Genomic DNA, 23,296 nt, shown 5'->3' with positions numbered 1-23,296 from the left:
GTGACACGGCGCTGGCGGAATCCGGACACCGACGGATAATGGGCCACGGCCACGGGAGGCAGGCAAATGACTGCACGGGCGCTGACCTTCGACGCGGGGATCGTGGCGATCCTCGCCGACTGCCACATCCACCCCGGCGACGGACCGGAGTTCCCGGCCCATGTTCTGGCCGCGCTGTCCGACGCGCACCTGATCGTCACCCTGGGCGACATGGGTGACAGCGCCGGACTGGACCAGCTGGAAGAGATCGCCACCGTCGTCGGCGTGCGCGGCCAGGACGACGCCGACGATCCGCGGACCGACCATCCGGCGCTGCTGCTGCACATCGGCGGGACGCGGGTGGGTTGCGTGTTCGACGCGACGGCCGCCGGCCTGGCCACGGCGTCCGACCCCTTCACCCCGGCCGCGGACTTCGCCGAGGCCTGCCGCCGGCTGTTCGGGACCGAAGTCGACGTCCTGCTGCACGCCTCGACCCACAAGGCCGCTACCGACGCCATCGGCCGCCAGGGCGTCGCACTCAATCCCGGCAGCGCGATCCTGCCGGCGGCGGGTGCGGCCCCGACCTTCGGGCGGCTGGTGCGGACGGCAGCCGGGCTGGAACCGGAGATCGTCTTCGTCGGCTAGCGGTTTCGCGCCCGGCCACGAAACCGGCTAAGACCGCGCCCGTGACCGCCTGCGCCCTGACCCGCCTCACCCTGACCGACTTCCGATCCTATGCCACGGCGGAGCTGGGCCTGGACGGGCGGCCGGTCTGGCTGGCCGGGCCGAACGGGGCGGGCAAGACCAACCTGCTGGAGGCCGTCAGCTTCCTGATCCCCGGCCGTGGCCTGCGCGGCTCGGGCCTCGCCGAGGTGGGCCGGCGGCTGTCGGGCGAGGCCGCGGGCCGGGCCTGGGCGGTGTCGGTCACGGTGCGGACCGAACAGGGCGAGACCCGGCTGGGCACCGGGGTCGAGCAGGCCGGCGCGGCGCGGCGGCTGGTGCGGGTGGAGGGCGAGCCCGCCCCGCCCGGCCGGCTGGCCGAGCATGTGCGCCAGGTCTGGCTCACGCCGGCGCAGGACCGGCTGTTCCTGGAGGGCGCGGCCGAGCGGCGGCGGTTCTTCGACCGGCTGGCGTTTGCCGCCGAGCCGATCCACGCCGCCCACGTCCAGGCCTATGAGAAGGCCCTGCGTGAGCGGACGCGGCTGCTGACCGACGGCCCGGCGGATGCCGCCTGGCTGGACGCCCTGGAGGCCAGGATGGCCGAGGCCGGGGCGCTGATGGCCGAGGCGCGGGCGCGCACGTTGACCGCCCTCACCGCCGAGATCGCCACCCGGGGCGAGCGGCCGTTCCCTCTGGCGCGGCTGGCGCTGACCGGCGAATGGGAGCGGCTGGCCCTGGAGGGCGCGGCGTTCGCCGACCTGGAGCTGCGCCTGGCCCGCGCGCTGGCCGCCGGCCGCGACCGCGACGCAGCCGCCGGCCGGGCGCTCAGCGGCCCGCACCGCGGCGACCTGTCGGTGATCCACGACGAGAAGGACCGCCCCGCCGCCGAATGCTCCACCGGCGAACAGAAGGCGCTGATCCTCAACCTGGTGCTGGCCCAGGCCGCCCGCCTGGCCCGAGCCGCCGGCCCCAGTCCGATCCTCCTCCTGGACGAGGTGGCGGCCCACCTGGACGCCCGCCGCCGCGCCGCCCTGTTCGACGAGATCGAGGCCCTGGAGTTGCAGGCCTTCCTCACCGGCACCGACGAGATGCTGTTCGACGGGCTGAAGGGCCGGGCGCAGGGGTTCGCCGTGGACGGCTCGGGGTTGGCGCCGCTGGGTTGAGGCCGCAAGCTCAGCCTTGACGCGACCGGGTGGAGGCTCACCCTCTCTCCATCCACCGCCGCCGGGAGGGACGCCGAATGCCGAAGCCGGGCGACTTCTACGTCGGCGTGGTCGAGTTGTTCGCCGTGCTGCTGCCCGGCGCGCTGCTGATGGCGGCCCTCCTCCTGACGCTCGTACCGCTGGTCCCTGCGCCCTTCGACGGGCGGGTCTCGGTCCAGGCGCAATGGGTGGCCTTCGCGTTCGGAGCCTATGCCCTGGGGGCCTTCGTGTTCCCCGTGGCCTCGCTGATCGACGACAGGTACTACAATCCCTACCGCGAACGGCGATGGCCGAAGGCGGACGACCACGCCTATGCCTGGGCGACGGACCTCCGCCAGCGCTATTTCCACCAGCCGCAGGCCGCCCGCGACGACATCCCCATGAACACCTTCGCCTGGGCCAAGGCCGTGCTCATGCTGCATGCGCCAGGGGCGTTCAACGACGTGCAGCGGTTCGAGGCGGAGTCGAAGTTCTTCCGCTCGCTGGTGGTCGTCCTGCCGGTCGTGGGCGGCTTGGCCATGATCCAGGGTGTGCTGGACGGCGCGCCGGGCCTGGTCGTCGGCGCGCCGATCGTGGCCCTGGTCCTCGCCCGGCTGTCGTTCCACCGCTACGCCGAGCGCCGGCACAAGAGCACCGAGTGGGCCTATCGCTACCTCGTCACCCTCAAGTTCGGCTCGGAGCCCGGCGGATGACCACGACTACGACCACGGTCGCGCTCGGCGACCTCAGCTTCACGGTCGACGTGGTGGGTCCGCCGCACGGCCCGCCGGTGCTGATGCTGCACGGGTTCCCGCAGACCCGGCGGGCGTGGCGGGGGCAGATCGCGGCGCTGAGCGGCGCCGGCTACCGCTGCGTGGCGCCGGACCAGCGCGGCTATTCGACCGGCGCCCGGCCCGCCGGGACCGCGGCCTATGCGGTTCCCAACCTGATCGGCGACGCCCTGGGGATCATGGACGCCCTGGGCCACGACCGTTTCCACCTGGTGGGCCACGACTGGGGCGGCCAGCTCGCCTGGCTGATCGCCGCGCAGCATCCGCAGCGCGTGCTCAGCCTGGCGGTGCTGTCGCGGCCGCACCCGGCCGCCTTCGCCCGGGCGTTCGAGACCGACGCGCAGCAGTCGAAACGATCCGGCCACCACAAGACCTTCCAGGACGAGGGCGCGGGCACGGCGCTGCGGGCAGACGACTTCGCGGGCCTGCGCCGGATGTTCGACGCCCAGGGCGTGCCGGCCGCGACGGCCCAGGCCTACATCGACACCCTCTTCGAGCCCGGGGCCATCGAGGCAGCAGTGGCGTGGTATCGCGCCGGCGGGTCCAGCTCGCTGCGCGCCCGCGACGTCCCGCCGGTTGCCACGCGCACGCTTTACGTCTGGGGCGACGCCGACGCGACCGTGGGCCGCGTGGCCGCCGAAGCCACCGCCGACTTCGTCACCGGCCCCTATCGCTTCGAGGCGATTCCGGGCGCCGCCCACTTCCTGACGGACCAGGTTCCGGACGCGGTGAACGGGCTATTGCTGCCGCATCTGGAGGCCTAAGCGGCGCTTTTGGCTTGCAAGCCTATTGCGCCTGACGCGATGCGGCGGCCAAAGGCTGCTGTGCACAATCGTGCGTTTTGCAGAACTCGCCTCGGGCTTCAGACGCAATGATGCTGGCGTTTCGGCGGGCGGCCGAGATCGCGGCGGCATTCAGGGCCGGCATGCTTTCGTCCAGGGCGTGAGCAGCTGCACTGTCCCTGAAAGCCAAGGCTTCGGCCAGTTGCGCGTTTGAGAAACGGCTGGCGAGCATGTCCGCAAGTCGATCCAAAAGTTGGGCGAACGCGAGGTTGAAGGCGGCCCGCATCGCCACCATCACAGCGTCAGCGACTTGCGGATCTACCCCGTCGTGCGGCGCAGCCGCGATGGCGTCCAATTGCCGGTCGATCTGGCGAGTCACGTCGGCCCGACCGCTTGCCTGATCGAGCAGGCGCCGCACCAATTCTATGGACTCGGACGCAATCCGGGGTTGGACCGTGATGCGAGGGGCAAATTCAACCGCAGGGAAGGCGACGCGTAGCGACACCCGTCGCCCGGCGCCGTCGGCCGTTGGGGCCAGGCGGTAGGCTGTGGAGAGGCGCAGGGCTGCGGCGCCATAGCCCCACCCCATCGGCCCTTCCGCAGCAACAACGCAGGCGCCAATGCCCCCGTCGGCCTGCTCTGTGCAGGTCAACCGTGCGACGCCCTCGACGCCGAGCATGGCGGCCAGCGGCGGCGCAGCTTGGCCGATCGCGACGGCTGAAGGCGCCTTTACCCACTGCGGCGCGTCCATGGCGTCCAGCTCGGACAGGTCGCCGATCGCTTTCAGCTCGTCGGGCGACGCGCGGCAGGCCCGTTGGCTGCAGAGGGCGTCATGAGCTTCTGCGAGAACCGTTTCGCCCAGGTTCGTTGAGAGGCGCTTCATGTCCTCGCCGATCGCGGCGTTTTCGCGTAGGACTTCGCCGCCCGGGGAATTCTGGAAGTCGGCGAGCTGTCTCAGCGTTTCGCGCGAGTTCGTCAAAGCAAGCGCCGTGGCGATCGCCGCCCGGATGTCGTCGACATGGTGTTGGGCCGCGCTCCGAAGCGCCGTCACGGCAGCCTGGCGCGCCTCATCCGGCGTTCCCGCGATCGGGCCGGACTCAAGCTCGCGGGCAGGCGCGTCAAACGCTTTCAGGACGATCTGCGCCACATCCTGGCTCTCGACGATCCGCAAGGCGTAGGCCTGCGCATCGGGATCCACGCCGGTCGCTTTCGGTTCCGCCCCGATCGACGGGAGCGTGAAGCGGATCGGGATGCGGACGATGCCGCCCGCCACGGCCTTGCCATCGACGGTCTGCGGCCGCATGCGGAATTCCCGGCTCATGGTCAGCGCCGCCGCGCCAAACCCCAGCGCCCTCGGCGCTTCCGCCAGGACGGTGCAGTGTGCAAGATGGCCGCCCTCGTCGATCGCGCAGCTGATCTGTGCGTAGCCCGCGATCTCAAGCGCCAGCGGCACCTTCGGATAAAGACTGGCGAACACCTCGCCAGACGGTAGCTCCAGCCAATCGGGGTTGGTGATGACGGACTTTTCGGCCGCCGCCACGGTCGTGCCTGACGCGAGCATCGCCATCACCGCCGCCGGGCCCACAAGACGCCTCATCCCACCCCCGATTTCGCCGCCGAAATCCGTGCAGAATCAGCCCCGGACCCTATATACAGAAGCCTAGAATCCCAGGCTCCGCGCAACGCACGGCGCTACCATAGGGCGCCATGGGCTTTCCTGCCCATCCTGACGCGGGGCGCCTCAGCTGGACGCAAGATGAGCGAAGAGAACGATATCGACGGCGTGCCCCCCGAAGGCAACGGCCAGGCCGAATATGGCGCGGAATCGATCAAGGTCCTGAAGGGCCTGGACGCGGTGCGCAAGCGGCCGGGCATGTACATCGGCGACACCGACGACGGCTCTGGCCTGCACCACATGGTCTATGAGGTGGTCGACAACGCCATCGACGAGACCCTGGCCGGCTGGGCCACGCGAGTCGAGGTGATCCTCAACGCCGACGGCTCGGTGACGGTCACCGACGACGGCCGCGGCATCCCGGTGGACATCCACGAGGGCGAGGGCATCTCGGCGGCCGAGGTGATCATGACCCAGCTGCACGCCGGCGGGAAATTCGACCAGAACTCCTACAAGGTCTCCGGCGGCCTGCACGGGGTGGGCGTCTCGGTGGTCAACGCGCTCTCCGAGTGGCTGAAGCTGAAGATCTATCGCGGCGGCAAGTCGTACGAGATGGAGTTCCGCCACGGCGACTCGGTTTCCCCGCTGATCGCGACCGGCGACGCGCCGATGCGCGAGAACGGCCTGCCGCTGTCGGGCACCGAGGTCACCTTCCTGGCGTCGCTGCAGACCTTCGCCTTCATCGAATTCGACCTGAAGACGCTGGAGCACCGGCTGCGTGAGCTGGCGTTCCTGAACTCCGGGGTCACCATCTGGCTGAAGGACCATCGCGGTCCGGAGCCGACCGAGGAGGTCATGCACTACGAGGGCGGCATCGAGGCCTTCGTGCGCCACCTGGACAAGGCCAAGACGCCGCTGATCAAGACGCCGATCATCGTGCGTGGCCAGCGCGAGAACGTGCAGCTGGACATGTCGCTGTGGTGGAACGACGGCTACCATGAAAACGTCCTGTGCTTCACCAACAACATCCCGCAACGGGACGGTGGCACCCACCTGGCGGCGTTCCGCTCGGCGCTGACCCGGATCATCACCAACTACGCGGAGAGCTCCGGCACGGCGAAGCGGGAGAAGGTCACCGTCACTGGCGAGGACGGGCGCGAGGGCTTGACCTGCGTGCTGTCGGTGAAGGTGCCGGACCCAAAGTTCTCGTCGCAGACCAAGGACAAGCTGGTCTCGTCCGAAGTGCGCCCGGCCGTGGAAGGCCTGGTCGGCGAGGGGCTGGCCTCATGGTTCGAGGAGCACCCGGTCGAAGCCCGGATGATCGTCCAGCAGATCGCCGAGGCCGCCGCCGCCCGCGAGGCCGCGCGCAAGGCCCGCGAACTGACCCGGCGCAAGTCGGCGCTGGATATCTCGTCCCTACCCGGAAAGCTGGCCGACTGCGCCGAGAAGGACCCCGCCAAGTCGGAGATCTTCCTGGTGGAGGGGGACTCCGCCGGCGGTTCGGCGAAACAGGCCCGCAACCGCGACAACCAGGCGATCCTGCCGCTGCGGGGCAAGATCCTCAACGTGGAGCGGGCCCGGTTCGACCGGATGCTGGGCTCGGACCAGATCGGCACCCTGATCATGGCCCTGGGCGCGGGGATCGGCCGCGACGAGTTCGATATCGCCAAGATCCGCTACCACAAGATCGTCATCATGACCGACGCCGACGTCGACGGCGCCCATATCCGGACCCTGCTGCTGACCTTCTTCTACCGGCAGATGCCGGAGGTGATCGAGCGCGGCTATCTCTATATCGCCCAGCCGCCGCTCTATAAGGCCTCGAAGGGCAAGTCGGTCCGCTACCTGAAGGACGATCCCGAGCTTGAGATCTACCTGATCGACGAGGGCGTCGACGGCGCCACCCTGGACCTGGCCTCCGGCGAGCGGCTGACCGGCGCCGACCTGCTGGCCATGGTGCAGACCTCGCGCGGGGCCAAGGCCAATGTCGAGCGGCTAGCGGCCCGCGCCCCGGCCTTCGCCATCGAGCAGGCGGCCCTGGCCGGCCTGCTGGCGGACGGCGGCGACCCGGCCGCGGCGGCGGCGCGCCTGGACCTCTATGCGGAGGAGGGCGACGGGCCCTGGTCGGGCGAGTTGGCCGCCACCGGCGGCTATGCCTTCAGCCGCGTGAAGCGCGGCGTCACCGAGAAGGTGGTGCTGGACGAGATGCTGCTGCACGCCGCCGACGCCCGGCGTCTGGCCGAACGCTCGAAGGAGCTGGCCCAGGTGTTCTCCGGGCGGGCCGTCTACACCCGCCGCGACCGGACCACCACCGTGCGCGGGCCGATCGACCTGGTGAACGCGGTGATGGACAACGGCCGCCGCGGCCTGTCGATCCAGCGCTACAAGGGCCTGGGCGAGATGAACGCCGAACAGCTGTGGGAGACCACCCTCGATGTCGAGGCCCGAACCCTGCTGCAGGTGCGCGTCAACCACGCCGACGACGCCGACGACATGTTCACCCGCCTGATGGGCGATCTGGTCGAGCCGCGCCGCGAATTCATCCAGGAAAACGCCCTGGACGCCGAGGTGGACGTCTGACGCCGCGTCGCGGCACTGTGGCGCGATGAGCACGGGTCGCGACGATTTTGTGACAGTGTGCCCGCGGCGCGCCCAAATCCACGCCGTCTGGTGTAGCTAGCGGCCTCAGAAGGCGGGTCCCCCCATCCGCCGGACAACCAGAGGTTTCTCCATGATGACGTCAGCGTCCCTGCGCGCCTGGCTTGTGGCAGGCGTTTCCGTCTCCACCTTCGCCTTGGCGCTCCCCGCCGCCGCCGCCGAGGCCAACACCGTGGGCGAGGTGATCGTCACCGCCCAGAAGAAGGCCGAGAACATCAACGACGTGCCGCTGTCGGTGACCGCGGTGCAGGGCGACAAGCTGGCGGCCATCCGCTCCGGCGGCGGCGACATCCGCATGCTGTCGTCGCGGGTGCCCAGCCTGATCCTGGAATCCAGCTTCGGCCGCACCTTCCCGCGTCCCTACATCCGCGGCCTGGGCAACACCGACTTCGACCTCAACGCCAGCCAGCCGGTCAGCTTCGTCTATGACGACGTGGTGCTGGAAAGCCCGATCCTGAAGGGCTTCCCGCTGTTCGACATCGACCAGGTGGAAGTGCTGCGCGGGCCGCAGGGCACCCTGTTCGGCCGCAACACCCCGGCCGGCGTGCTGAAGTTCGATAGCGCCAAGCCCACCAAGGACTTCGAAGGCTACGGCTCGGCGTCCTACGCCACCTATTCGACGATCAACGCGGAGGGCGCGGTCTCCGGCCCGATCCTCGGCGACATGCTGACCGGCCGCCTGTCGGGCCTCTACCAGCACCGCGACGACTGGGTGGACAACACCTTCACCAAGCAGAACAACGCCACCGAGGGCTACGACCAGTTCGCCCTGCGCGGCCAGCTGCTGTTCACCCCCACCGACGACTTCAGCGCGCTGCTGAACGTCCACTACCAGCACCTCGACGGCACGCCGCGGGTGTTCCGCGCCAACATCATCCAGCTGGGCGGCGGCTTCGTCCCCGGCTTCGAGCGGGACAAGATCGCCCAGGACGCCCAGCCGCGCGCGACCCAGAAGGTCGAGACCGTCGGCACGAGCCTGAAGCTGAACTACGACCTCGGCGGCGGCACGACGATCACCTCGATCACCGGCATGGAGCGGGTGCACACCTATTCGCGCGCCGACATCGACGGCGGTTTCGGCGCCGTGTTCGCCCCCCCGTCGGGCCCGGGCTTCATCCCGTTCCCGTCGGAAAGCGCCGACGGAATTCCCATGCTGGGCCAGTTCAGCGAGGAAGTGCGGCTGGCCGGCAAGACCGGCGCGCTGGGCTATACGATCGGCGCCTTCTACTTCCGCGAGGACGTGAAGATCGACAGCTACGACTTCAACACCCTGGCCGGAGGCGCCCAGGACGGCTACGCCTACCAGCATCAGAAGACCGAGAGCTATGCCGGCTTCGCCAACCTGGACTACCAGGTCAACGAGCAGCTGAACGTCGGCGCCGGCCTTCGCCTTTCACACGACAAGAAGGACTTCGCCGCCCAGCGGATCCAGTCGCCTTTCGGCGCCCCCGCCACGGCGGTGCTGAAGGCCGACCCCCACTCCACCGAGCTCAGCTACAACCTCAACGCCACCTACAAGGCCACCGACGACCTGAACCTCTACGCCCGGGTCGCCCGCGGCTACCGGGCGCCGTCGATCCAGGGCCGCCTCTTGTTCGGCGACACCATCTCGGTGGCCGGCAAGGAGACCGAGATGTCCTACGAGGCCGGCATCAAGGGCAAGCTGCCGGTGGCCCGCGCGCGCTTCGACGCGGACGTGTTCTACTACCGCGCGACCAACCTGCAGCTGACCGCGGTGGGCGGCGGGGCCAACTTCAACCGCCTGCTGAACGCCCGGCACGCCGAGGGCTACGGCTTCGAGTTCAACAGTGAGGCGGAGCCGATCGACCGGCTGATGCTGACCGCCGGCTTCTCGTACAACCACACCGAACTGCAGGACCCGAACCTGTTCACCGCGCCCTGCGGCTCCGGCTGCACCGTGCTGGACCCGGCGGGTCCGCTACCCGGCACCGTGCGCATCGACGGCAACCCGCTGCCGAATGCGCCCAAGTGGATCGCCAATGTGACGGCGGGCTATTCCTGGCCGCTGGCGTCGGGCGAGATCTTCGTCTTCACCGACTGGGCCTACCGCTCGAAGATCAACTTCTTCCTCTACGAGTCGGCCGAATACCAGGACAAGCACCTGCTGGAAGGCGGCCTGCGGTTCGGCTATCGCGCCCCCGGCGCGGCCTGGGAAGTGGCCGCGTTCGGCCGCAACATCACCAACGACAAGAGCCTAGAAGGCGGCATCGACTTCAACAACCTGACCGGCTTCGTCAACGACCCCCGCACCCTGGGCGTCGAGGTAAAGGCGAAGTTCTAGAGCACGACAGCTTGAAGTGGATACCGGTTCAAGCGCCCGTCGTGCTCTAAACTTTTGATTTAGAGCGGGCGCTTGAGTCCAGCGCCCCCTCCACCGCTTCGCGGTCCCCCTCCCCCGTTTTCACGGGTGAGGAACTGGATCGACGCTGTTCCTCACCCGCTTGCGGGGAGGGGGACCCGAAGGGTGAAGGGGCGCTAGGGCCAGCCCGGACCGCTCAGGTGAACCCGCCCACGATCCCCAGCACGCCCTCGCCGTAGTGGGCCAGTTTGGCCTCGCCGACGCCGTTGACGGCGGCGAGGGCGGCGCGGGAGGCGGGCTTGAGGAGGGCGATCTCGGCCAGGGTGCGGTCGTGGAAGATGACATAGGGCGGGACGTGCTGGGTCTTGGCCTCGGCGGTGCGCCAGGCGCGCAGGGCCTCGAACAGCGGCTGGTCGCCGGGGCTCAGCACGGCCATCGCCTCGCGCGTGCGCTTCCGCGGCCGGCCCGAGCGGGTGGTGGGGTCGTGATCGGCGCCCTCGGGGTGCTTGCGCATCGCCACGCGGCGCTCGCCGCGGAACACCGCGCGGACCGCCTCGGCGTCGCCCAGGCCCACCAGGGGCCGGCCGTCGTTGGGGTCCTCGCGCAGCAGGCCGTCGAACAGCAGCTGCTCGGTCAGGTCGCGCCACTGGCTGGCCGACAGTTCCTGGCCGATGCCCCAGGTGGAGAGCGCCTGCTCCTCGGGCCGCACGTCCTTGGTCTTGCCCAGCAGGTGGTCGACCAGGCGGCCGCGGCCACAGCGCCCACCCAGCCGATGGGCGGCGGACAGCGCCTTCTGGGCGGCCTGGGTGGCGTCGGTCGTCTCCACCGCGCCGAGGCAGAGGTCGCACTGGCCACAGGCCTCGACGCCCTCCTCTCCGAAGTAGCGCCGCACCGTGGCCGCGCGACAGCCCGCGCCGTCCAGCAGGGTGTAGAGCTGGCGGACCTTGCGGACCTGGACCTGCTTGACCGCCTCGTCCATCTCCCGGTCGGCGATGCGGCGCAGCGCCCAGCTCATGTCGGCGGCGCCGTAGAGGGTGATCCCCTCGGCTGGGTCGCCGTCGCGCCCGGCGCGGCCGATCTCCTGCCAGTAGGCCTCGATGGAGCCGGGCGGATCGGCGTGGATCACGAAGCGGACGTCCGGCTTGTCCACCCCCATGCCGAAGGCGATGGTCGCCACCATCACCGCCGCGTCGGCCGCCAGGAAGTCTTCCAGCCGGGTCTCGCGCAGCCGCTTGTCGAGGCCGGCGTGATAGGCCAGCGCCGGCACCCCGGCGGCGCGCAGGGCCTCGGCGATCTTCTCGGTCTTGTCGCGCGAGCCGGCATAGACCACCCCCGAGCGGTCCGGCCGCGCGGTGACCAGCTCCACCACCCGCTTCTCGGCGCCGCCCTTCTTGCGCTCGGCCGACAGGATCAGCTCGGGCCGCGCGAAGCTGGCCACAAACTCCGCGGAGTCCATCAGGCGCAGTTCGGCGCGGATGTCCTCGCGGGTCTTGGCGTCGGCGGTGGCCGTGACCGCCAGGCGCGGCACGTGCGGGAAGAGGTCGGCCAGCCGGCCCAGCATGCGGTAGTCGGGCCGGAAGTCGTGGCCCCACTGGCTGACGCAGTGGGCCTCGTCGATGGCGATCAGGGCCAGCGGCGTGCGCGACAGCCGCTCCAGCATCCAGGGCTGCATCAGCCCCTCGGGCGAGACATAGAGGATGTCCAGCTCGCCGGCCTCGATCCGCCGCCAGGTCTCGGCCTTGGCCTCGGGCTCGATGTTGCTGTCCAGCCGCGCCGCCGCCACGCCCGACTGCACCAGCGCCGCCACCTGGTCGGTCATCAGCGCGATCAGCGGCGAGACCACCAGGCCCAGGCCGGGCCGGATCAGGCTGGGGATCTGGTAGCAGAGGCTCTTGCCGCCGCCGGTGGGCAGGACCGCCAGGGCGTTGCGCCCGGCCAGCACCTCGGCGATCACCTCGGCCTGCAGGCCCCGGAACTCGGCGTGCCCGAAGGTGCGCCGCAGGACGTCGCGGGCGGTATCGATCGGCGCAGGCCCGGTCTCGGCGACGGCGAGATTCATCGGCCCCTTATGCCGCCGACTCGCTCAAAGCGCCATGTGGCGTTCCTGTTTTTCCCCGCTATCCCAGCGCGCCCAGCCGGGTGCGCGCCTGGATGCCGCGCACGGCCGTCAGCAGGCGCAGGACGGCCGCCCCGGAAAGGCTCTCCGGCGCGAACCTGTCGCGCGCCCTGAGGGTGTCGAGGATGGCGTCATCGCCCGCCGTCATGCGGCGGGCGCACATGTTCCAGTCGCCGAACTCGCGCCCGGCGGCCGGTCCTGCGGAGAGCACCTTGGACTTCTCGTGCCGCGGGTCGTCGAGAATCCGCCGGTAGGTGCTCATCACCGCCTCCGCCGGACCCTCCAGGGCCTGGACGAAATAGCCTTCATGCACCAGCAGCAGACCGGTGATGGCGACGTCGCGGTTGTTGCGCCTGGACGTCTGGACGATCGAACCGATCTCGTGGTCGATGGCGGCTTCGGGGATGGACACCCGGCTGGTGTAGATCAGGCGGTGCAGTGTCCGGGCGCCGGAAATCTGCGACATGGGAACCTGCGATGTGGGAACCTGCGACATGGAGCATCTCGGTCGGCGAACTGTCCGCTGAGCCTTCGCATCTCCGCCTCAACAAGCGGCTAATATCATCGCTGTTTCACCGTCTTGTTCTGGAAGCCGGCGATGCGGTCGGCCATGTCCGGGCCACGGCCCTCGCCGCGGAAGATCTCGTGCGCCAGACCCTGGGATTGGGTCATGCCGTCGGTCTGGGTCAGCAGGCGCTTGTTGGCCCGATGGCTGAACCAGGAGTTGGCGAGGATCTGCTGGGCGAGGGCCTCGACCCGCGCATCGAACTCGGCGTCGGGCACGCAGAGGTCGGCCAGGCCGATCTGGACCGCCTCGCGCCCGCCCACGGTGCGGCAGGTGAACATCAGCTCGCGGGCGCGATAGGTCCCGACGCGGCGCGGCAGCCGCTGGCTCATGCCCCAGACCGGGGTCAGCGCCCATTTGGCGTGGGTGTCGGCCATCTTCGCCCCCTCGGCGGCCAGGATGATGTCGCCGGCCAGGGCCAGTTCAAGGGCGCCGGTATAGCAGTGGCCGTGAACGGCGGTGACCACGGGCTGCGGCAGGTTGGCCAGCCGCTCGATCACCTTGGACTGGTAGAACGGCTGCGGCAGCTTCTCGCCCGAGGCGATGTCGGAGAGGTCGTGGCCGGCCGAGAAACAGCGCCCGGCCCCCTTCAGGATCACCAGCCCGACCGTCTCGGTCTCGGCGGCGATGGCGGTCACATGCGCGTCCAGCTCGACGAACATCTCGACGTTCAGCGCATTCAGCTTGTCGGGCCGGTTGAGCGTCAGCGTGGCCGCCCCGTTGCGGTCGCTGCGCGTGACGGTTTCGGTCATCTAGGCGTCCATGCGGCTGATGGTGAGCTTGCGCGACCAGTAGCCGTCGCCGACCCGGTTGACGAACTGCTCCGGCCGCTCGGTCAGCGCCTCGGTCTCCAGCCACAGCCGCTTCAGGTGCCGGACCTTGCCGACGGCGCGGTCGTCCTCATAGGCCGTGCGGCCATGCAGCACATGGTAGTTGTTGATGAATTGCATGTCGCCGGGCCGAAAATCCATCATCACCGAGTAGTCGCCGCCCTCGGCCATCTCCTGCATCCAGGCCAGGGCCTCGATGGCCTTTTCGGTCAGCCGCGGCGCGTCGGCGTGGCGTTGCGACGCCAGCACGTAGGGCCGGATCAGCCGGATGAACAGCCGCCCGGCGTGGCGGGTGAAGATCGGCATCAGGTACCAGCCGGGCCGCCCGGGCGCCTGCTCGCCCCGGTAGTCGAACGGCTGCGGCTTGTAGAGCTCGGCCGCCAGGTCCGGCCGCTCACGCACCAGCCGGTTGTGCAGGGCCACCGAGTTGGCCACCGCCGACAGCCCGCCCGAGACCCCGGTCTGCAGGCACATCAGCCCCACCAGGTCGGACCCGTCGCAGTGGAAATCCAGGCCCACCAGCCCAATCTCGTTGCCGCGCGAGGTCGGATCGCCCGGCGCCTTGCCGTGGTCGGTGACGTCGCCAAGCACGTGGCCCTTGGCGTTCTGCGGCCACGGCTTGCCCAGGTGCGCGCCGATCCCCCAGTAGGCTATGCTCATCTCGTCGTTCGACCATCGCTCGCGCGGCAGGCCGCGCAGGCGCACGAAGCCGCGCCCGTCCATGAGCTCCGTCTCGATGATCTTCAGCCGGGGGCCCAGGGTCGGCAGGGGGAACTCCGCCTTGCCGATCTCCAGGAAGTTGTCGGAGACCGAGAAGGCGTGCCGCACGGCGGCGTCCAGCTCATCGACCTCGGCCGGCGAGAGCTGCTCGGTCCACAGCGCCGGGTCGGCGACGTCGGCGGCGGTCCATTCGCAGGCCTCTTCCAGGACCTGCGGCGCGAAGTCGCCGGAGGATTGGGGGGTGATGGCGTTCATCGGGTCTACTCCGCGGCCAGGGCGACAGGGGCGGTCTGCGCGCCGCGCAACAGGCGGCCCGGCAGGGCGTCGGTGGGTTCGCCGTCGCGATAGGTGACCTGGCCGGCGACGATGGTCGCGGTATAGCCGTCGGCGCGCTGGATCAGCCTGCGCCCGCCGGTGGGCAGGTCGTAAGCCACCTGCGGGGCCCGCAGCGTCAGCCGGTCATAGTCGATGACGTTGAGGTCGGCGCGGTAGCCGGGGACCAGCAGGCCACGGTCGTAGAGACCGACCGTCTCGGCGGTGTCGCGGCACTGGGCCTTGACCATGTGCGCCAGGCTGAGCTTCGGGCCGCGGGTGCGGTCCCGCGTCCAGTGGACGATGTTGGTGGTCGGGAACGACCCGTCGCAGATCATGCCCACGTGGGCGCCGCCGTCGGAGAGACCGGGCACCACGCAGTCGTGCTGCAGCATCTGGTAGGCTGGATCCAGGGTGTTCTGGGCATAGTTGAGCAGCGGCAGGTAGAGCATGCCGCGCCCGCCGCCCTCCAGCATATGGTCCAGCGCCAGGGCATAGGGATCGGCCCCGCGCTCGGCGGCGAGGGCGGCCAGCGAGGTGTCCGGCGTCGGCTCGTAGTCCGGCGCGGCGCCCATCGGATAGATCCGGTCCCAGGCGCGCATCGGCGACTGGCCCGCCGCGCGGGGCGACTCGGCTTCCTCACGAAGCAGTTGCGCGCGGAACTCGGGATCGCGCAGCCGGGCGACCCGCTCGCTGAGCGGCAGCTTGGAGATGGCGCGGTAGCTGGGGTGGGAACTGAACGGGTTCACCGTCAGCTCCAGGCCGAACAGCACGCCCACCGGCCGGGTCGCCACCTGGGCGCGGATCTGCAGGCCGGCGGCCTTGGCCTCGCTCATCTGTTCCAGCATGAAGCGCCACTGCTCGGGGTCGCGCGGGCTCTGCAGCAGCGAGAACGACAACGGCCGGCCGGACCGCTCGACGATCCGCCGCAGCATGGCGAATTCCTCGGCCGGGTCGATGAAGTCGGAGACCACCTGCAGCACGCCCTTGCCCGCGCCATTGCCGGCGGCGGCCATGCCCAGCGCGATGCCGGTCAGCTCGTCCTCGCCGGCGGTCAGCGTGGCGATCGGCGAACCGTCCGAGGACCGGTGGTTCAAGGTGCGCGAGGTGCCGAAGCCGATGGCGCCGGCGTCCATGGCCCGCCTGGCGATGGCGGCCATGGCGTGGATGTCGGCCTCGGTGGCGGGCTCGCGGTTCACCCCGCGCTCGCCCATCACGAACACCCGCAGCGCCGCATGCGGCAGCTGGCTGGCGATGTCGACGTCGAACGACCGGCCGGCCAGGCTGTCGAGGTATTCCGAATAGCTCTCCCAGTTCCACGGCAGGCCCTCGGCCAGCACCGGGAAGGGGATGTCCTCGACGCCTTCCATCAGCCGGATCAGCCGGTCGTGGTCGCCGGGCTTGCAGGGCGCGAAGCCGACGCCGCAGTTGCCCATGACCACGGTGGTGACCCCGTGCCAGGACGACGGCTGCATCCGCCCGTCCCAGGTGGCCTGGCCGTCGTAGTGGGTGTGGATGTCGACGAAGCCCGGAGTGACGATCTGTCCCTTGGCGTCGATCTCCTGCGCGCCCGCGCCTGCGACCTTGCCCACCGCGGCGATCCGGCCGTCCTTGACGCCCACATCGGCCTCGAACGGCGCCGCGCCGGTCCCGTCCACGACCGTCCCGCCGCGCACGACCAGATCGAAGGCCTTTTCCATGGCCGGGCTCCCTGACTGTTCCGCATACCGCGTTTTCCGCAGTTTCCGCTCCAGGTGGGCGAGGAGCAAGGGGCAGAAGCATTTCTAACGGCCGGCCGCACGCGGAGCGGTGGATTGGCGGCAAATCAAGCTAGCCTTCAGGGGTGGCGCGACCCTTCACATTCTATGAATTCTTCGCTGGCGGCGGCATGGCCCGGCTGGGGCTTGGCGCGGGCTGGACCTGCGGTTTCGCCAACGACTTCGATCCGGTGAAGGCGGCCACCTACCGCGCGAACTTCGCCGATGCGGCGGGGCATTTCCACGCGGGCGACGTCTGGCAGCTGTCGGCCGACGACCTGCCGGGCCGCGCCGACCTCGCCTGGGCCTCCAGCCCCTGCCAGGATTTCAGCCTGGCCGGCGGCCGGGCCGGGCTGGCGGGCGGCCGTTCGTCCGCCTTCTTCGGCTTCTGGCGGCTGATGGCGGCGCTGGACGACGCCGGCCGCGCGCCGCGGCTGATCGTCATCGAGAACGTGACGGGCCTGCTGACCTCGCATGGCGGGGCGGACTTCGCGGCCCTGGGCGCGGCGCTGGCGCAGCGGGGCTACCGGTTCGGGGCGCTGGAGATCGACGCGGCCAGCCTGCTGCCACAGTCGCGGCCGCGGGTGTTCGTGGTCGCCGCGCGCGAGGTGGCGGCGGGGCTGACCGGCGAGAGCGCGTTCCACACCCGGGCCGTGCGCGCCGCCCACGCCGCCCTGCCCGCCGAGGTGGCCGCGCACTGGGTCTGGTGGCGCCTGGCCCATCCGCCGGCCCGCAACACCGGCCTCGCCGCCCTGCTGGAGCCGGACGCCGCCGTCGCCTGGCACACGCCCGCCCAGACCGCGCGGCTGCGCGAACTGATGGGCCCGCTGCATCGCGCCCGGCTGGAGGTCCGCTCCGGCCGCGCCGTGGGCGCTGTCTTCCGCCGCACGCGCGTCGAGAACGGCCAGCCTGTGCAGCGCGCCGAGGTCCGCTTCGACGGCCTGGCCGGCTGCCTGCGCACCCCGCGCGGCGGCTCCTCGCGCCAGGCGATCGTGGTGGTCGAGGATGGCCGCGTGCGGAGCCGCCTGCTGACGCCCCGCGAGGCGGCCCGCCTGATGGGCCTGCCCGACAGCTACCGCCTCCCCAGAACCGCCACCGGCGCCCTGCACGTGGCCGGCGACGGCGTCGCCGTCCCGGTGGTCCGCTGGCTGGCCCGCGACCTGCTGGAACCGCTGCTCCGCGCGCCGGCGGCGATGGCGGCGGGGTGACAGTTCCTCCCCCGCTGGGGGAGGTGGCGCGAAGCGCCGGAGGGGGTCCTACCCGATGGCGCCGCCCGGGATTCCCTCTGGGCCGCTGAGGTGGATGAGGAGAGTTCTGAGCGGACCCCCTCAGTCAGCTTCGCTGACAGCTCCCCCAGCGGGGAGCAACTCCTGTGTCGAGAAACGGCCCGGCCGGCGCCTAGCACAGCGCCGCGCGAAGCCTTAGGTTTCGCCCTATCAGGGCAGCCCAAATCCGAGAGATCCGTTCCATGGACGCCACCCCCGACAAGGTCTACGACGCCGCGCGCTATCGGCGCACGGGGCGGGGCAAGATCTACGACTCCGTGCTCGATCTGATCGGCGACACGCCGCTGGTGCGCCTGCCGCATCTGACCGCCGCCCTGAAGCCCGGAGCCGAGGTGGTCGCCAAGCTGGAGTTCTTCAACCCGATCTCGTCGGTCAAGGACCGCATCGGCGTCTCGATGATCGAATATCTGGAGGCCCAGGGCTTGCTGAAGCCCGGCGGCCAGATCGTCGAGCCGACCTCCGGCAACACCGGCATCGCGCTGGCCTTCGTCGCGGCGGCCAAGGGCTACAAGATCACCCTGGTGATGCCCGAGAGCATGTCCATCGAGCGGCGCAAGATGCTGCTGATCCTGGGCGCCCACCTGGAGCTGACCCCCGCCGAGCGCGGCATGGCCGGCGCCGTGGCCCGCGCCAAGGAAATCGTCGACGCCACGCCGGGCGCGGTGATGCCGCAGCAGTTCGACAATGTCGCCAACCCGCTGATCCACCGGGTCTCCACCGCCGAGGAGATCTGGAACGACACCGAGGGCCGCGTCGACGCCGTCATCTCCGGGGTCGGCACGGGCGGCACCATCACCGGCGTCGGCCAGGTGCTGAAGGCGCGCAAGCCCTCGGTGCGGATGGTCGCCGTCGAGCCCGAGAACTCGCCGGTGTTGTCGGGCGGCGCGCCCGGACCGCACAAGATCCAGGGCATCGGGGCCGGCTTCGTGCCCTCGATCCTGGACCGCGGGATCATCGACGACGTGGTCCAGGTGTCCAACGAGGACAGCTTCGCCATGGCCCGGCGCGTGGCGCGCGAAGAGGGCATCCCGGTGGGGATTTCGTCCGGCGCCGCCCTGGTGGCGGCCTTCGAGATCGCCAGCCGTCCCGAGATGGCCGGCAAGCTGGTGGTGGCGATCATCCCCAGCTTCGCCGAGCGCTACATCTCCACCGCCCTGTTCGACGGGCTGTGACCCCATCCGAATCCGCTCATCCCCGTGCAGGCGGGGACCCAGGCGGCGGAACCGATGTCTACAGCCCCGAGAAGCGCTCCGCCGTCATGCGGCGCGTGAAGGGGCGCGACACCGGACCGGAGAGGGTGGTGCGCAAGGCGCTGACGACGCTCGGCGCGCGCTATCGCCTGCATCGCAAGGACCTGCCCGGCAACCCGGACGTGGTCATGCCGGGGCGGCGGCTGGCGCTGTTCGTCCACGGCTGCTTCTGGCACGGCCACGACTGCGCCCGCGGCGCGCGGGTGCCGAAGCAGAACCGCGACTACTGGGTCGGCAAGGTCGGGCGCAACGTCGCGCGGGACGCCAGGAGCCGCGACGCGATGGCGGCCCTGGGCTGGCGGGTGGAGACGATCTGGGCGTGCGAGCTGAAGGACGCGGCGGGGCTGCTGGAAAGACTTCGCGCGCTGCTCGAGCCGGCCCGGCGATAGGGGCCGGACGCGGTCAGCTCCGGCCGAACAGGCGCTGGAACAGGCCCGGCCCCCGGTCTTTCGGCGGCTGACGCGGGCGGCGAAGCTCACGGAACGTCAGGCCCTCCGGCCAGTCGATATCGTGGCGGAATCCGCAGATCGACATCGCCAGGTCGACCGGCGCCTCGCAGACGAAGTCCACATCGGCGTCCTCGCCACCCGCCTTGTCCTGTTGCGCGACCGCCGCCTGGTGGATGGCTTCGAACGCCTGCGGCGGATCGCCGGCCACCTCGAGATGATGGATGCCGGCGTCGGCCCCGGGATCGTGGGTCACGCGCCACCGCTCCGTTCCGGCCGCGTAGCCCCGCGCCTCGTGGAACATCACATGCTCCTCAATGGCGCAGGCGACCGCCGGCCCGTGCTGCGACAGGGAGGTGACGTGGTCCATGAAGGCCTCGTCGAGGTTGCCGGACATGAACAGCAGCCAGCCATCGGGCAGCTCGGCCACCGCCAGCCGGTCCGGCGTGGTGTCGCCAACCTCGACCCCCGGCTCCAGCCCCATATGGGTCATCGCCGTCTCGCGGCTGCACATCACCGCAAACCACGACAACGCAAAGCCCATGCCCGCGCGCCTCGCCTTCAGGGTCCAGGCTGCACCTTAGAACGGCCAAGCTTGGCCATGCAAGAACATAAGAAGAACTAATGTCGCTCATCCCGGCCTTCGCCGGGATGAGCGGTGTTCAGTACGGCCTCTACCCCGCGGTCCCCTCGGGCGTGCCGGCTACCGCCGGCGGCGGGGCGCAGGTTCCGGCCCGGGCCTGGACCACATAGAGCAGCGCCTGGCGGTGGGCGAAGGCGTTGTGTTCGCCCAGCGGCGTCGTCGGCTCGCCGGTGATCAGGCTGGCCGAGGTGTCTTCGGCGCCCGGCTGCTGCAAGGTCTGCTGGTTCCAATACGAGAGCTTGGCCGAGCAGGCGATGGTCACTGCGTTGGCCACCGCGTCGGCGGCGTCGCGGGATGGCGCCAGGCTGTAGGCCCAGCGGCGCAGGCAGTCGTCGACCACGCCGGCGCCTTCCGGAGCGCCGGCCACGGCGACCGGCTTGGCCGCCTTGAAGTCGAAGCAGATCCTGCCATTGGCGCCCTCGGCCTGCGACCGACCGCTACAGGCGCCAAGCGCCAGAGCGGTCAGGCAGAGGCCGGCGAGCGCGGCGCGCCCGGTCGACGGGGTCATCGACGATATTCGACCGGCTCCGAGGCCACGCGGTTGCCGTACTGGTCGTAGTAGACCTTGCGGACGGGGCGCGACGGATGGCGGTCGTTCGAATAGCGGGTGCGGCCGGAGTGGTAGGCCGTCCGGCTGCAGCCGCCCTTGCCGATCTCGTGACCGACCACGGCGCCGCCCAGGCCGCCGACGATCGCGCCGCCGCCGCCATGGGAGACGGCGTTGCCCAGCAGGGCCCCGCCGACGCCGCCGATGATCGTCCCGGTGGTCTTGCGGCTATGGCAGGATGCCGCGCTGGCCGCGGTCGGGCCGGCGATCAGCGGCAGGGCTAGCACGGCCGCGAGGGCGGTGTAGGCGAGGGTTTTGCGCATAGCGGTCTGTCAGTCTCCAAACGTGTCCCACCGCTCAAACGCGCGAGCGTGTGTCGGGATGCAGACGCTGCGCGAATAGCTTGGCTACAGAGCCTGGGCTGACGCCGGCACGACCTCTTCGACCATCACCTCGGTCTTCACCGAATTGGCGATGAAGCACCCTTCGTGGGCCTGGTGGTGGAGGTGGTCGCGCTCGGCGTCGGTGGGACGGGCGCCTTCGTAGCCGATCTCCGGATGCAGGGTCACGCGGGTCACCGCCATGGCGCCCTCGGCGTTGTTCTCCATCACCCCCACCGCCTCGTCGCGGTAGGCGGTGACGACGAAGCCGGCCAGGCGGGCGACGTGCAGGAAGGTCAGCATGTGGCAGGTAGAGAGCGAGGCGACCAGCATCTGCTCCGGGTCGACCGCGCCGGGCGCGGCCCACCGGGCGCCGATCACCTGGGCCGACGCGGTGCCGGGGACGATGTGGTCCTGGAACCGGATGGTGTGCGCGCGGCTGTAGCGGCCTTTGGGGAAGTCGCCGCCGGCCTCAAGGACCCAGTCGATCGTCGCGCGGTACGTGGCCATCGCAAGGGTCCCTCTAGAAAGCCTCCGCCGGAAGCTTCATCAGCAGATCGGCGCCGGTCTTGAGCTTTGCAAGCCGGCCGCCGGTCTCCGGCAGCACGCGCTCGATATAGTAGCGGCCGATGGTCAGCTTGGTGTCGTAGAACGGGTCGCTGTCGCCGCCCGAGATCCGGGCCAGGGACGCCTTGGCCTGCAGCGACCACATGTAGGCCAGCGCCGTCAGGCCGAACAGGTGCAGGTAGTCGGTGGAGGCGGCCCCGGCGTTGTCGGGGTTGGCCAGGCCGTTCTGCATCAGCCACAGGGTGGCCTCCTGCAGTTCCGCCTTGGCCTTGGCGAGGCCGGCGGTGAACGGTTTCATCGCCGCGTCCTGCTCGGCCTCCACGAAGGCGTCCAGCTCGGCGAAGAAGCTCATCACCCCGCGGCCGCCGTCCGCCGCCAGCTTGCGGCCCACCAGGTCCAGGGCCTGGACCCCGTTGGTCCCCTCGTAGATCAGGGCGATGCGGACGTCGCGCAGGTACTGGCTGGCCGGGAAGTGCTCGGTGAAGCCGGAGCCGCCGTGCACTTGCATGGCGTCGGAACAGACCTGGAAGCCGCGGTCGGTCAGGAACGCCTTCACCACCGGGGTCATCAGGCCCATGTAGTCGCGGCCCTTCTGGCGCGTCGCCTCGTCCGGGCTGGCGTGGCTGAGGTCGCCGTGCAGCGCGGTCCAGGCCATGAAGGCGCGGCCGCCCTCGACGATGGCCCGGGCGTCCATCAGCATCCGGCGCACGTCGGGGTGGACGATGATCGGATCGGCGGGGCCGTCGGCGTTCTTCGGCCCGGTCAGCGAGCGGCCCTGCAGCCGGTCCTTGGCGAAGGCGGCTGCGGCCTGGTAAGCGGCCTCGGCCTGGGCGATACCCTGCAGGCCGACCCCCAGCCGGGCCTCGTTCATCATCACAAACATGATCGAGAGGCCGCGGTTCGCCTCGCCGATCAGCCAGCCGGTGGCCTCCTCGTGGCTGATCACACAGGTGGCGTTGCCGTGGATGCCCATCTTCTCTTCCAGGCCCAGGCACTTCACCGAATTGCGTGCGCCGGGGTTGCCGTCCGCGTCGGGCAGGAACTTCGGCACGATGAACAGGCTGATGCCGCGGGTGCCCTGCGGCGCGCCCTCGATGCGGGCCAGCACCAGGTGGACGATGTTCTCGGTCAGGTCCTGCTCGCCGCCGGAGATCCAGATCTTCTGGCCCGAGATCCTGTAGGTCCCGTCGCCCTGCGGGACCGCCTTGGTGCGCAGCAGCCCCAGGTCCGTGCCGCAGTGCGGCTCGGTCAGGTTCATGGTCCCGGCCCACTGGAACGAGGCCAGCTTGGGCAGGTAGAGCGCCTTCTGTTCGTCCGACCCGCCTTCCAGGATGGCCGAGTAGCATCCGTGGGTCAGGCCCGGGTACATCGAGAACGCCATGTTCGCCGAGGACGACATCTCGGAGAACGCCATGTTGACCACATGCGGCAGCCCCTGGCCGCCGAACGCCGGATCGGAGCCCAGGCCCGGCCAGCCGCCCTCGACCAGCCTGGCGTAGGCGGCCTTGAAGCCGGTGGGGGTGGTGACGCTGAAGTCGGGGCTCCAGCGGCAGCCCTCCTTGTCGCCGACCGCGTTCAGCGGCGCCAGCACTTCGGCTGTGAACTTGCCGGCCTCTTCCAGGATGGCTTCGACGGTATCCATGGCGGCGTCCGCGAAGGCCGGCAGATTGGCGTAGCGCTCCAGCTGCAGCACGTCGCGCAACAGGAACACATAGTCCCGCACAGGGGCCTGGTAGGTCATGAGTGCTCCGAACTCCTTCTCAGATCATCATCCCGCGACTTGTTCGCGGGACCCATGATCTCAGAGCTTGCGGATTAAGCGCAGCTTCGCCGCCAGGGCCAAGCCCCGGACGCCGCGCACAATGGGTCCCGCGAACAAGTCGCGGGATGA

20 protein-coding genes are annotated in these 23,296 nt (G+C 70.3%); 9 read left to right on the top strand and 11 right to left on the bottom strand.

Annotated elements, in window-relative coordinates; all coding sequences use genetic code 11:
• The first annotated feature begins 66 nt into the window (after positions 1-66).
• The 4 genes from Q0R13_RS21090 (at position 67) to Q0R13_RS21075 (ending at position 3,375) form a co-directional block, all read left to right on the top strand.
• Positions 67-624, top strand: a complete 558-nt coding sequence (locus Q0R13_RS21090) for a metallophosphoesterase family protein (protein ID WP_293907677.1) — start codon at positions 67-69, stop codon at positions 622-624.
• Positions 625-665: 41 nt separating this feature from the next.
• Positions 666-1,802: a DNA replication/repair protein RecF gene (gene recF, locus Q0R13_RS21085; RefSeq protein WP_293907676.1), complete on the top strand. Its 1,137-nt coding sequence runs from the start codon at positions 666-668 to the stop codon at positions 1,800-1,802.
• A 77-nt stretch (positions 1,803-1,879) separates the two neighbouring features.
• Positions 1,880-2,533: a hypothetical protein gene (locus Q0R13_RS21080; RefSeq protein ID WP_293907675.1), complete on the top strand. Its 654-nt coding sequence runs from the start codon at positions 1,880-1,882 to the stop codon at positions 2,531-2,533.
• On the top strand, positions 2,530-3,375 hold the full coding sequence (locus Q0R13_RS21075; RefSeq protein WP_293907674.1) for an alpha/beta hydrolase: 846 nt from the start codon (positions 2,530-2,532) through the stop codon (positions 3,373-3,375). Before Q0R13_RS21080 ends, Q0R13_RS21075 begins: the two co-directional genes overlap by 4 nt.
• Before the next feature lie 22 nt (positions 3,376-3,397).
• Here Q0R13_RS21075 and Q0R13_RS21070 read toward each other — a convergent pair whose 3' ends face one another.
• Positions 3,398-4,960: a TonB family protein gene (locus Q0R13_RS21070; RefSeq protein ID WP_293907672.1), complete on the bottom strand. Its 1,563-nt coding sequence runs from the start codon at positions 4,958-4,960 to the stop codon at positions 3,398-3,400.
• A 189-nt stretch (positions 4,961-5,149) separates the two neighbouring features.
• Here Q0R13_RS21070 and gyrB point away from each other — a divergent pair, with 189 nt between their 5' ends.
• Complete coding sequence (gyrB, locus tag Q0R13_RS21065) at positions 5,150-7,588, top strand: DNA topoisomerase (ATP-hydrolyzing) subunit B (protein WP_293907670.1); 2,439 nt, start codon at positions 5,150-5,152, stop codon at positions 7,586-7,588.
• Between the two features lie 151 nt (positions 7,589-7,739).
• Complete coding sequence (locus Q0R13_RS21060; protein WP_293907668.1) at positions 7,740-9,968, top strand: TonB-dependent receptor; 2,229 nt, start codon at positions 7,740-7,742, stop codon at positions 9,966-9,968.
• A 214-nt stretch (positions 9,969-10,182) separates the two neighbouring features.
• Here Q0R13_RS21060 and recQ read toward each other — a convergent pair whose 3' ends face one another.
• From recQ to Q0R13_RS21035, 5 genes are all read right to left on the bottom strand, one after another.
• The gene (recQ, locus tag Q0R13_RS21055; RefSeq protein WP_293907666.1) at positions 10,183-12,045 is read right to left on the bottom strand and encodes a DNA helicase RecQ; all 1,863 of its coding nucleotides are present in this window, start codon (positions 12,043-12,045) and stop codon (positions 10,183-10,185) included.
• Between the two features lie 58 nt (positions 12,046-12,103).
• Positions 12,104-12,568, bottom strand: a complete 465-nt coding sequence (locus Q0R13_RS21050) for a BLUF domain-containing protein (RefSeq protein WP_293907664.1) — start codon at positions 12,566-12,568, stop codon at positions 12,104-12,106.
• A gap of 95 nt (positions 12,569-12,663) precedes the next feature.
• On the bottom strand, positions 12,664-13,419 hold the full coding sequence (locus Q0R13_RS21045) for an enoyl-CoA hydratase/isomerase family protein (RefSeq protein WP_293907662.1): 756 nt from the start codon (positions 13,417-13,419) through the stop codon (positions 12,664-12,666).
• On the bottom strand, positions 13,420-14,472 hold the full coding sequence (locus tag Q0R13_RS21040) for a TauD/TfdA family dioxygenase (RefSeq protein ID WP_293907660.1): 1,053 nt from the start codon (positions 14,470-14,472) through the stop codon (positions 13,420-13,422).
• 5 nt (positions 14,473-14,477) lie between these two features.
• Positions 14,478-16,298 carry an amidohydrolase family protein gene (locus Q0R13_RS21035; protein WP_293907658.1) on the bottom strand — a complete coding sequence of 607 codons (1,821 nt, stop codon included), beginning with the start codon at positions 16,296-16,298 and terminating at the stop codon, positions 14,478-14,480.
• A 74-nt stretch (positions 16,299-16,372) separates the two neighbouring features.
• Here Q0R13_RS21035 and Q0R13_RS21030 point away from each other — a divergent pair, with 74 nt between their 5' ends.
• The 3 genes from Q0R13_RS21030 to vsr all read left to right on the top strand — a co-directional run bounded on the left by Q0R13_RS21030 (position 16,373) and on the right by vsr (position 19,211).
• Entirely contained in the window at positions 16,373-17,494 is a 1,122-nt protein-coding gene (locus Q0R13_RS21030; RefSeq protein ID WP_293907656.1) for a DNA cytosine methyltransferase, read from the top strand.
• Between the two features lie 260 nt (positions 17,495-17,754).
• The gene (gene cysK / locus Q0R13_RS21025) at positions 17,755-18,744 is read left to right on the top strand and encodes a cysteine synthase A (protein WP_293907654.1); all 990 of its coding nucleotides are present in this window, start codon (positions 17,755-17,757) and stop codon (positions 18,742-18,744) included.
• Complete coding sequence (gene vsr / locus Q0R13_RS21020) at positions 18,741-19,211, top strand: very short patch repair endonuclease (RefSeq protein WP_293907652.1); 471 nt, start codon at positions 18,741-18,743, stop codon at positions 19,209-19,211. The genes cysK and vsr overlap by 4 nt, the downstream gene beginning before the upstream one ends.
• A gap of 13 nt (positions 19,212-19,224) precedes the next feature.
• On the opposite strand, the gene Q0R13_RS21015 is transcribed toward vsr, so the two are convergent.
• From Q0R13_RS21015 to Q0R13_RS20995, 5 genes are all read right to left on the bottom strand, one after another.
• Positions 19,225-19,812 carry a hypothetical protein gene (locus tag Q0R13_RS21015; RefSeq protein ID WP_293907650.1) on the bottom strand — a complete coding sequence of 196 codons (588 nt, stop codon included), beginning with the start codon at positions 19,810-19,812 and terminating at the stop codon, positions 19,225-19,227.
• A 130-nt stretch (positions 19,813-19,942) separates the two neighbouring features.
• Complete coding sequence (locus tag Q0R13_RS21010) at positions 19,943-20,419, bottom strand: hypothetical protein (protein WP_293907648.1); 477 nt, start codon at positions 20,417-20,419, stop codon at positions 19,943-19,945.
• The gene (locus Q0R13_RS21005; RefSeq protein ID WP_293907646.1) at positions 20,416-20,781 is read right to left on the bottom strand and encodes a hypothetical protein; all 366 of its coding nucleotides are present in this window, start codon (positions 20,779-20,781) and stop codon (positions 20,416-20,418) included. Before Q0R13_RS21005 ends, Q0R13_RS21010 begins: the two co-directional genes overlap by 4 nt.
• A gap of 84 nt (positions 20,782-20,865) precedes the next feature.
• Positions 20,866-21,348: an OsmC family protein gene (locus Q0R13_RS21000; protein ID WP_293907644.1), complete on the bottom strand. Its 483-nt coding sequence runs from the start codon at positions 21,346-21,348 to the stop codon at positions 20,866-20,868.
• Between the two features lie 13 nt (positions 21,349-21,361).
• Positions 21,362-23,146, bottom strand: a complete 1,785-nt coding sequence (locus tag Q0R13_RS20995) for an acyl-CoA dehydrogenase C-terminal domain-containing protein (protein WP_293907642.1) — start codon at positions 23,144-23,146, stop codon at positions 21,362-21,364.
• Between the last annotated feature and the right edge of the window lie 150 nt (positions 23,147-23,296).

Source organism: Phenylobacterium sp. (assembly GCF_025351295.1).
Classification (GTDB): Bacteria; Pseudomonadota; Alphaproteobacteria; order Caulobacterales; family Caulobacteraceae; genus Phenylobacterium.
The sequence above is the reverse complement of the archived record's forward strand: the minus strand, read 5'-3'. Positions and strand labels throughout refer to the sequence as shown.

Coding starts and splice junctions, on each gene's coding strand:
- Q0R13_RS21015 (WP_293907650.1), bottom strand. CDS start 19,812: ATGGGCTTTGCGTTGTCGTGGTTTGCGGTGATGTGCAGCCGCGAGACG.
- Q0R13_RS21075 (WP_293907674.1), top strand. CDS start 2,530: ATGACCACGACTACGACCACGGTCGCGCTCGGCGACCTCAGCTTCACG.
- Q0R13_RS21010 (WP_293907648.1), bottom strand. CDS start 20,419: ATGACCCCGTCGACCGGGCGCGCCGCGCTCGCCGGCCTCTGCCTGACC.
- Q0R13_RS21040 (WP_293907660.1), bottom strand. CDS start 14,472: ATGAACGCCATCACCCCCCAATCCTCCGGCGACTTCGCGCCGCAGGTC.
- Q0R13_RS21050 (WP_293907664.1), bottom strand. CDS start 12,568: ATGTCGCAGATTTCCGGCGCCCGGACACTGCACCGCCTGATCTACACC.
- Q0R13_RS21000 (WP_293907644.1), bottom strand. CDS start 21,348: ATGGCCACGTACCGCGCGACGATCGACTGGGTCCTTGAGGCCGGCGGC.
- Q0R13_RS21070 (WP_293907672.1), bottom strand. CDS start 4,960: ATGGCGATGCTCGCGTCAGGCACGACCGTGGCGGCGGCCGAAAAGTCC.
- Q0R13_RS21045 (WP_293907662.1), bottom strand. CDS start 13,419: ATGACCGAAACCGTCACGCGCAGCGACCGCAACGGGGCGGCCACGCTG.
- Q0R13_RS21090 (WP_293907677.1), top strand. CDS start 67: ATGACTGCACGGGCGCTGACCTTCGACGCGGGGATCGTGGCGATCCTC.
- recQ (WP_293907666.1), bottom strand. CDS start 12,045: ATGAATCTCGCCGTCGCCGAGACCGGGCCTGCGCCGATCGATACCGCC.
- cysK (WP_293907654.1), top strand. CDS start 17,755: ATGGACGCCACCCCCGACAAGGTCTACGACGCCGCGCGCTATCGGCGC.
- Q0R13_RS21005 (WP_293907646.1), bottom strand. CDS start 20,781: ATGCGCAAAACCCTCGCCTACACCGCCCTCGCGGCCGTGCTAGCCCTG.
- Q0R13_RS21060 (WP_293907668.1), top strand. CDS start 7,740: ATGATGACGTCAGCGTCCCTGCGCGCCTGGCTTGTGGCAGGCGTTTCC.
- gyrB (WP_293907670.1), top strand. CDS start 5,150: ATGAGCGAAGAGAACGATATCGACGGCGTGCCCCCCGAAGGCAACGGC.
- Q0R13_RS21080 (WP_293907675.1), top strand. CDS start 1,880: ATGCCGAAGCCGGGCGACTTCTACGTCGGCGTGGTCGAGTTGTTCGCC.
- Q0R13_RS20995 (WP_293907642.1), bottom strand. CDS start 23,146: ATGACCTACCAGGCCCCTGTGCGGGACTATGTGTTCCTGTTGCGCGAC.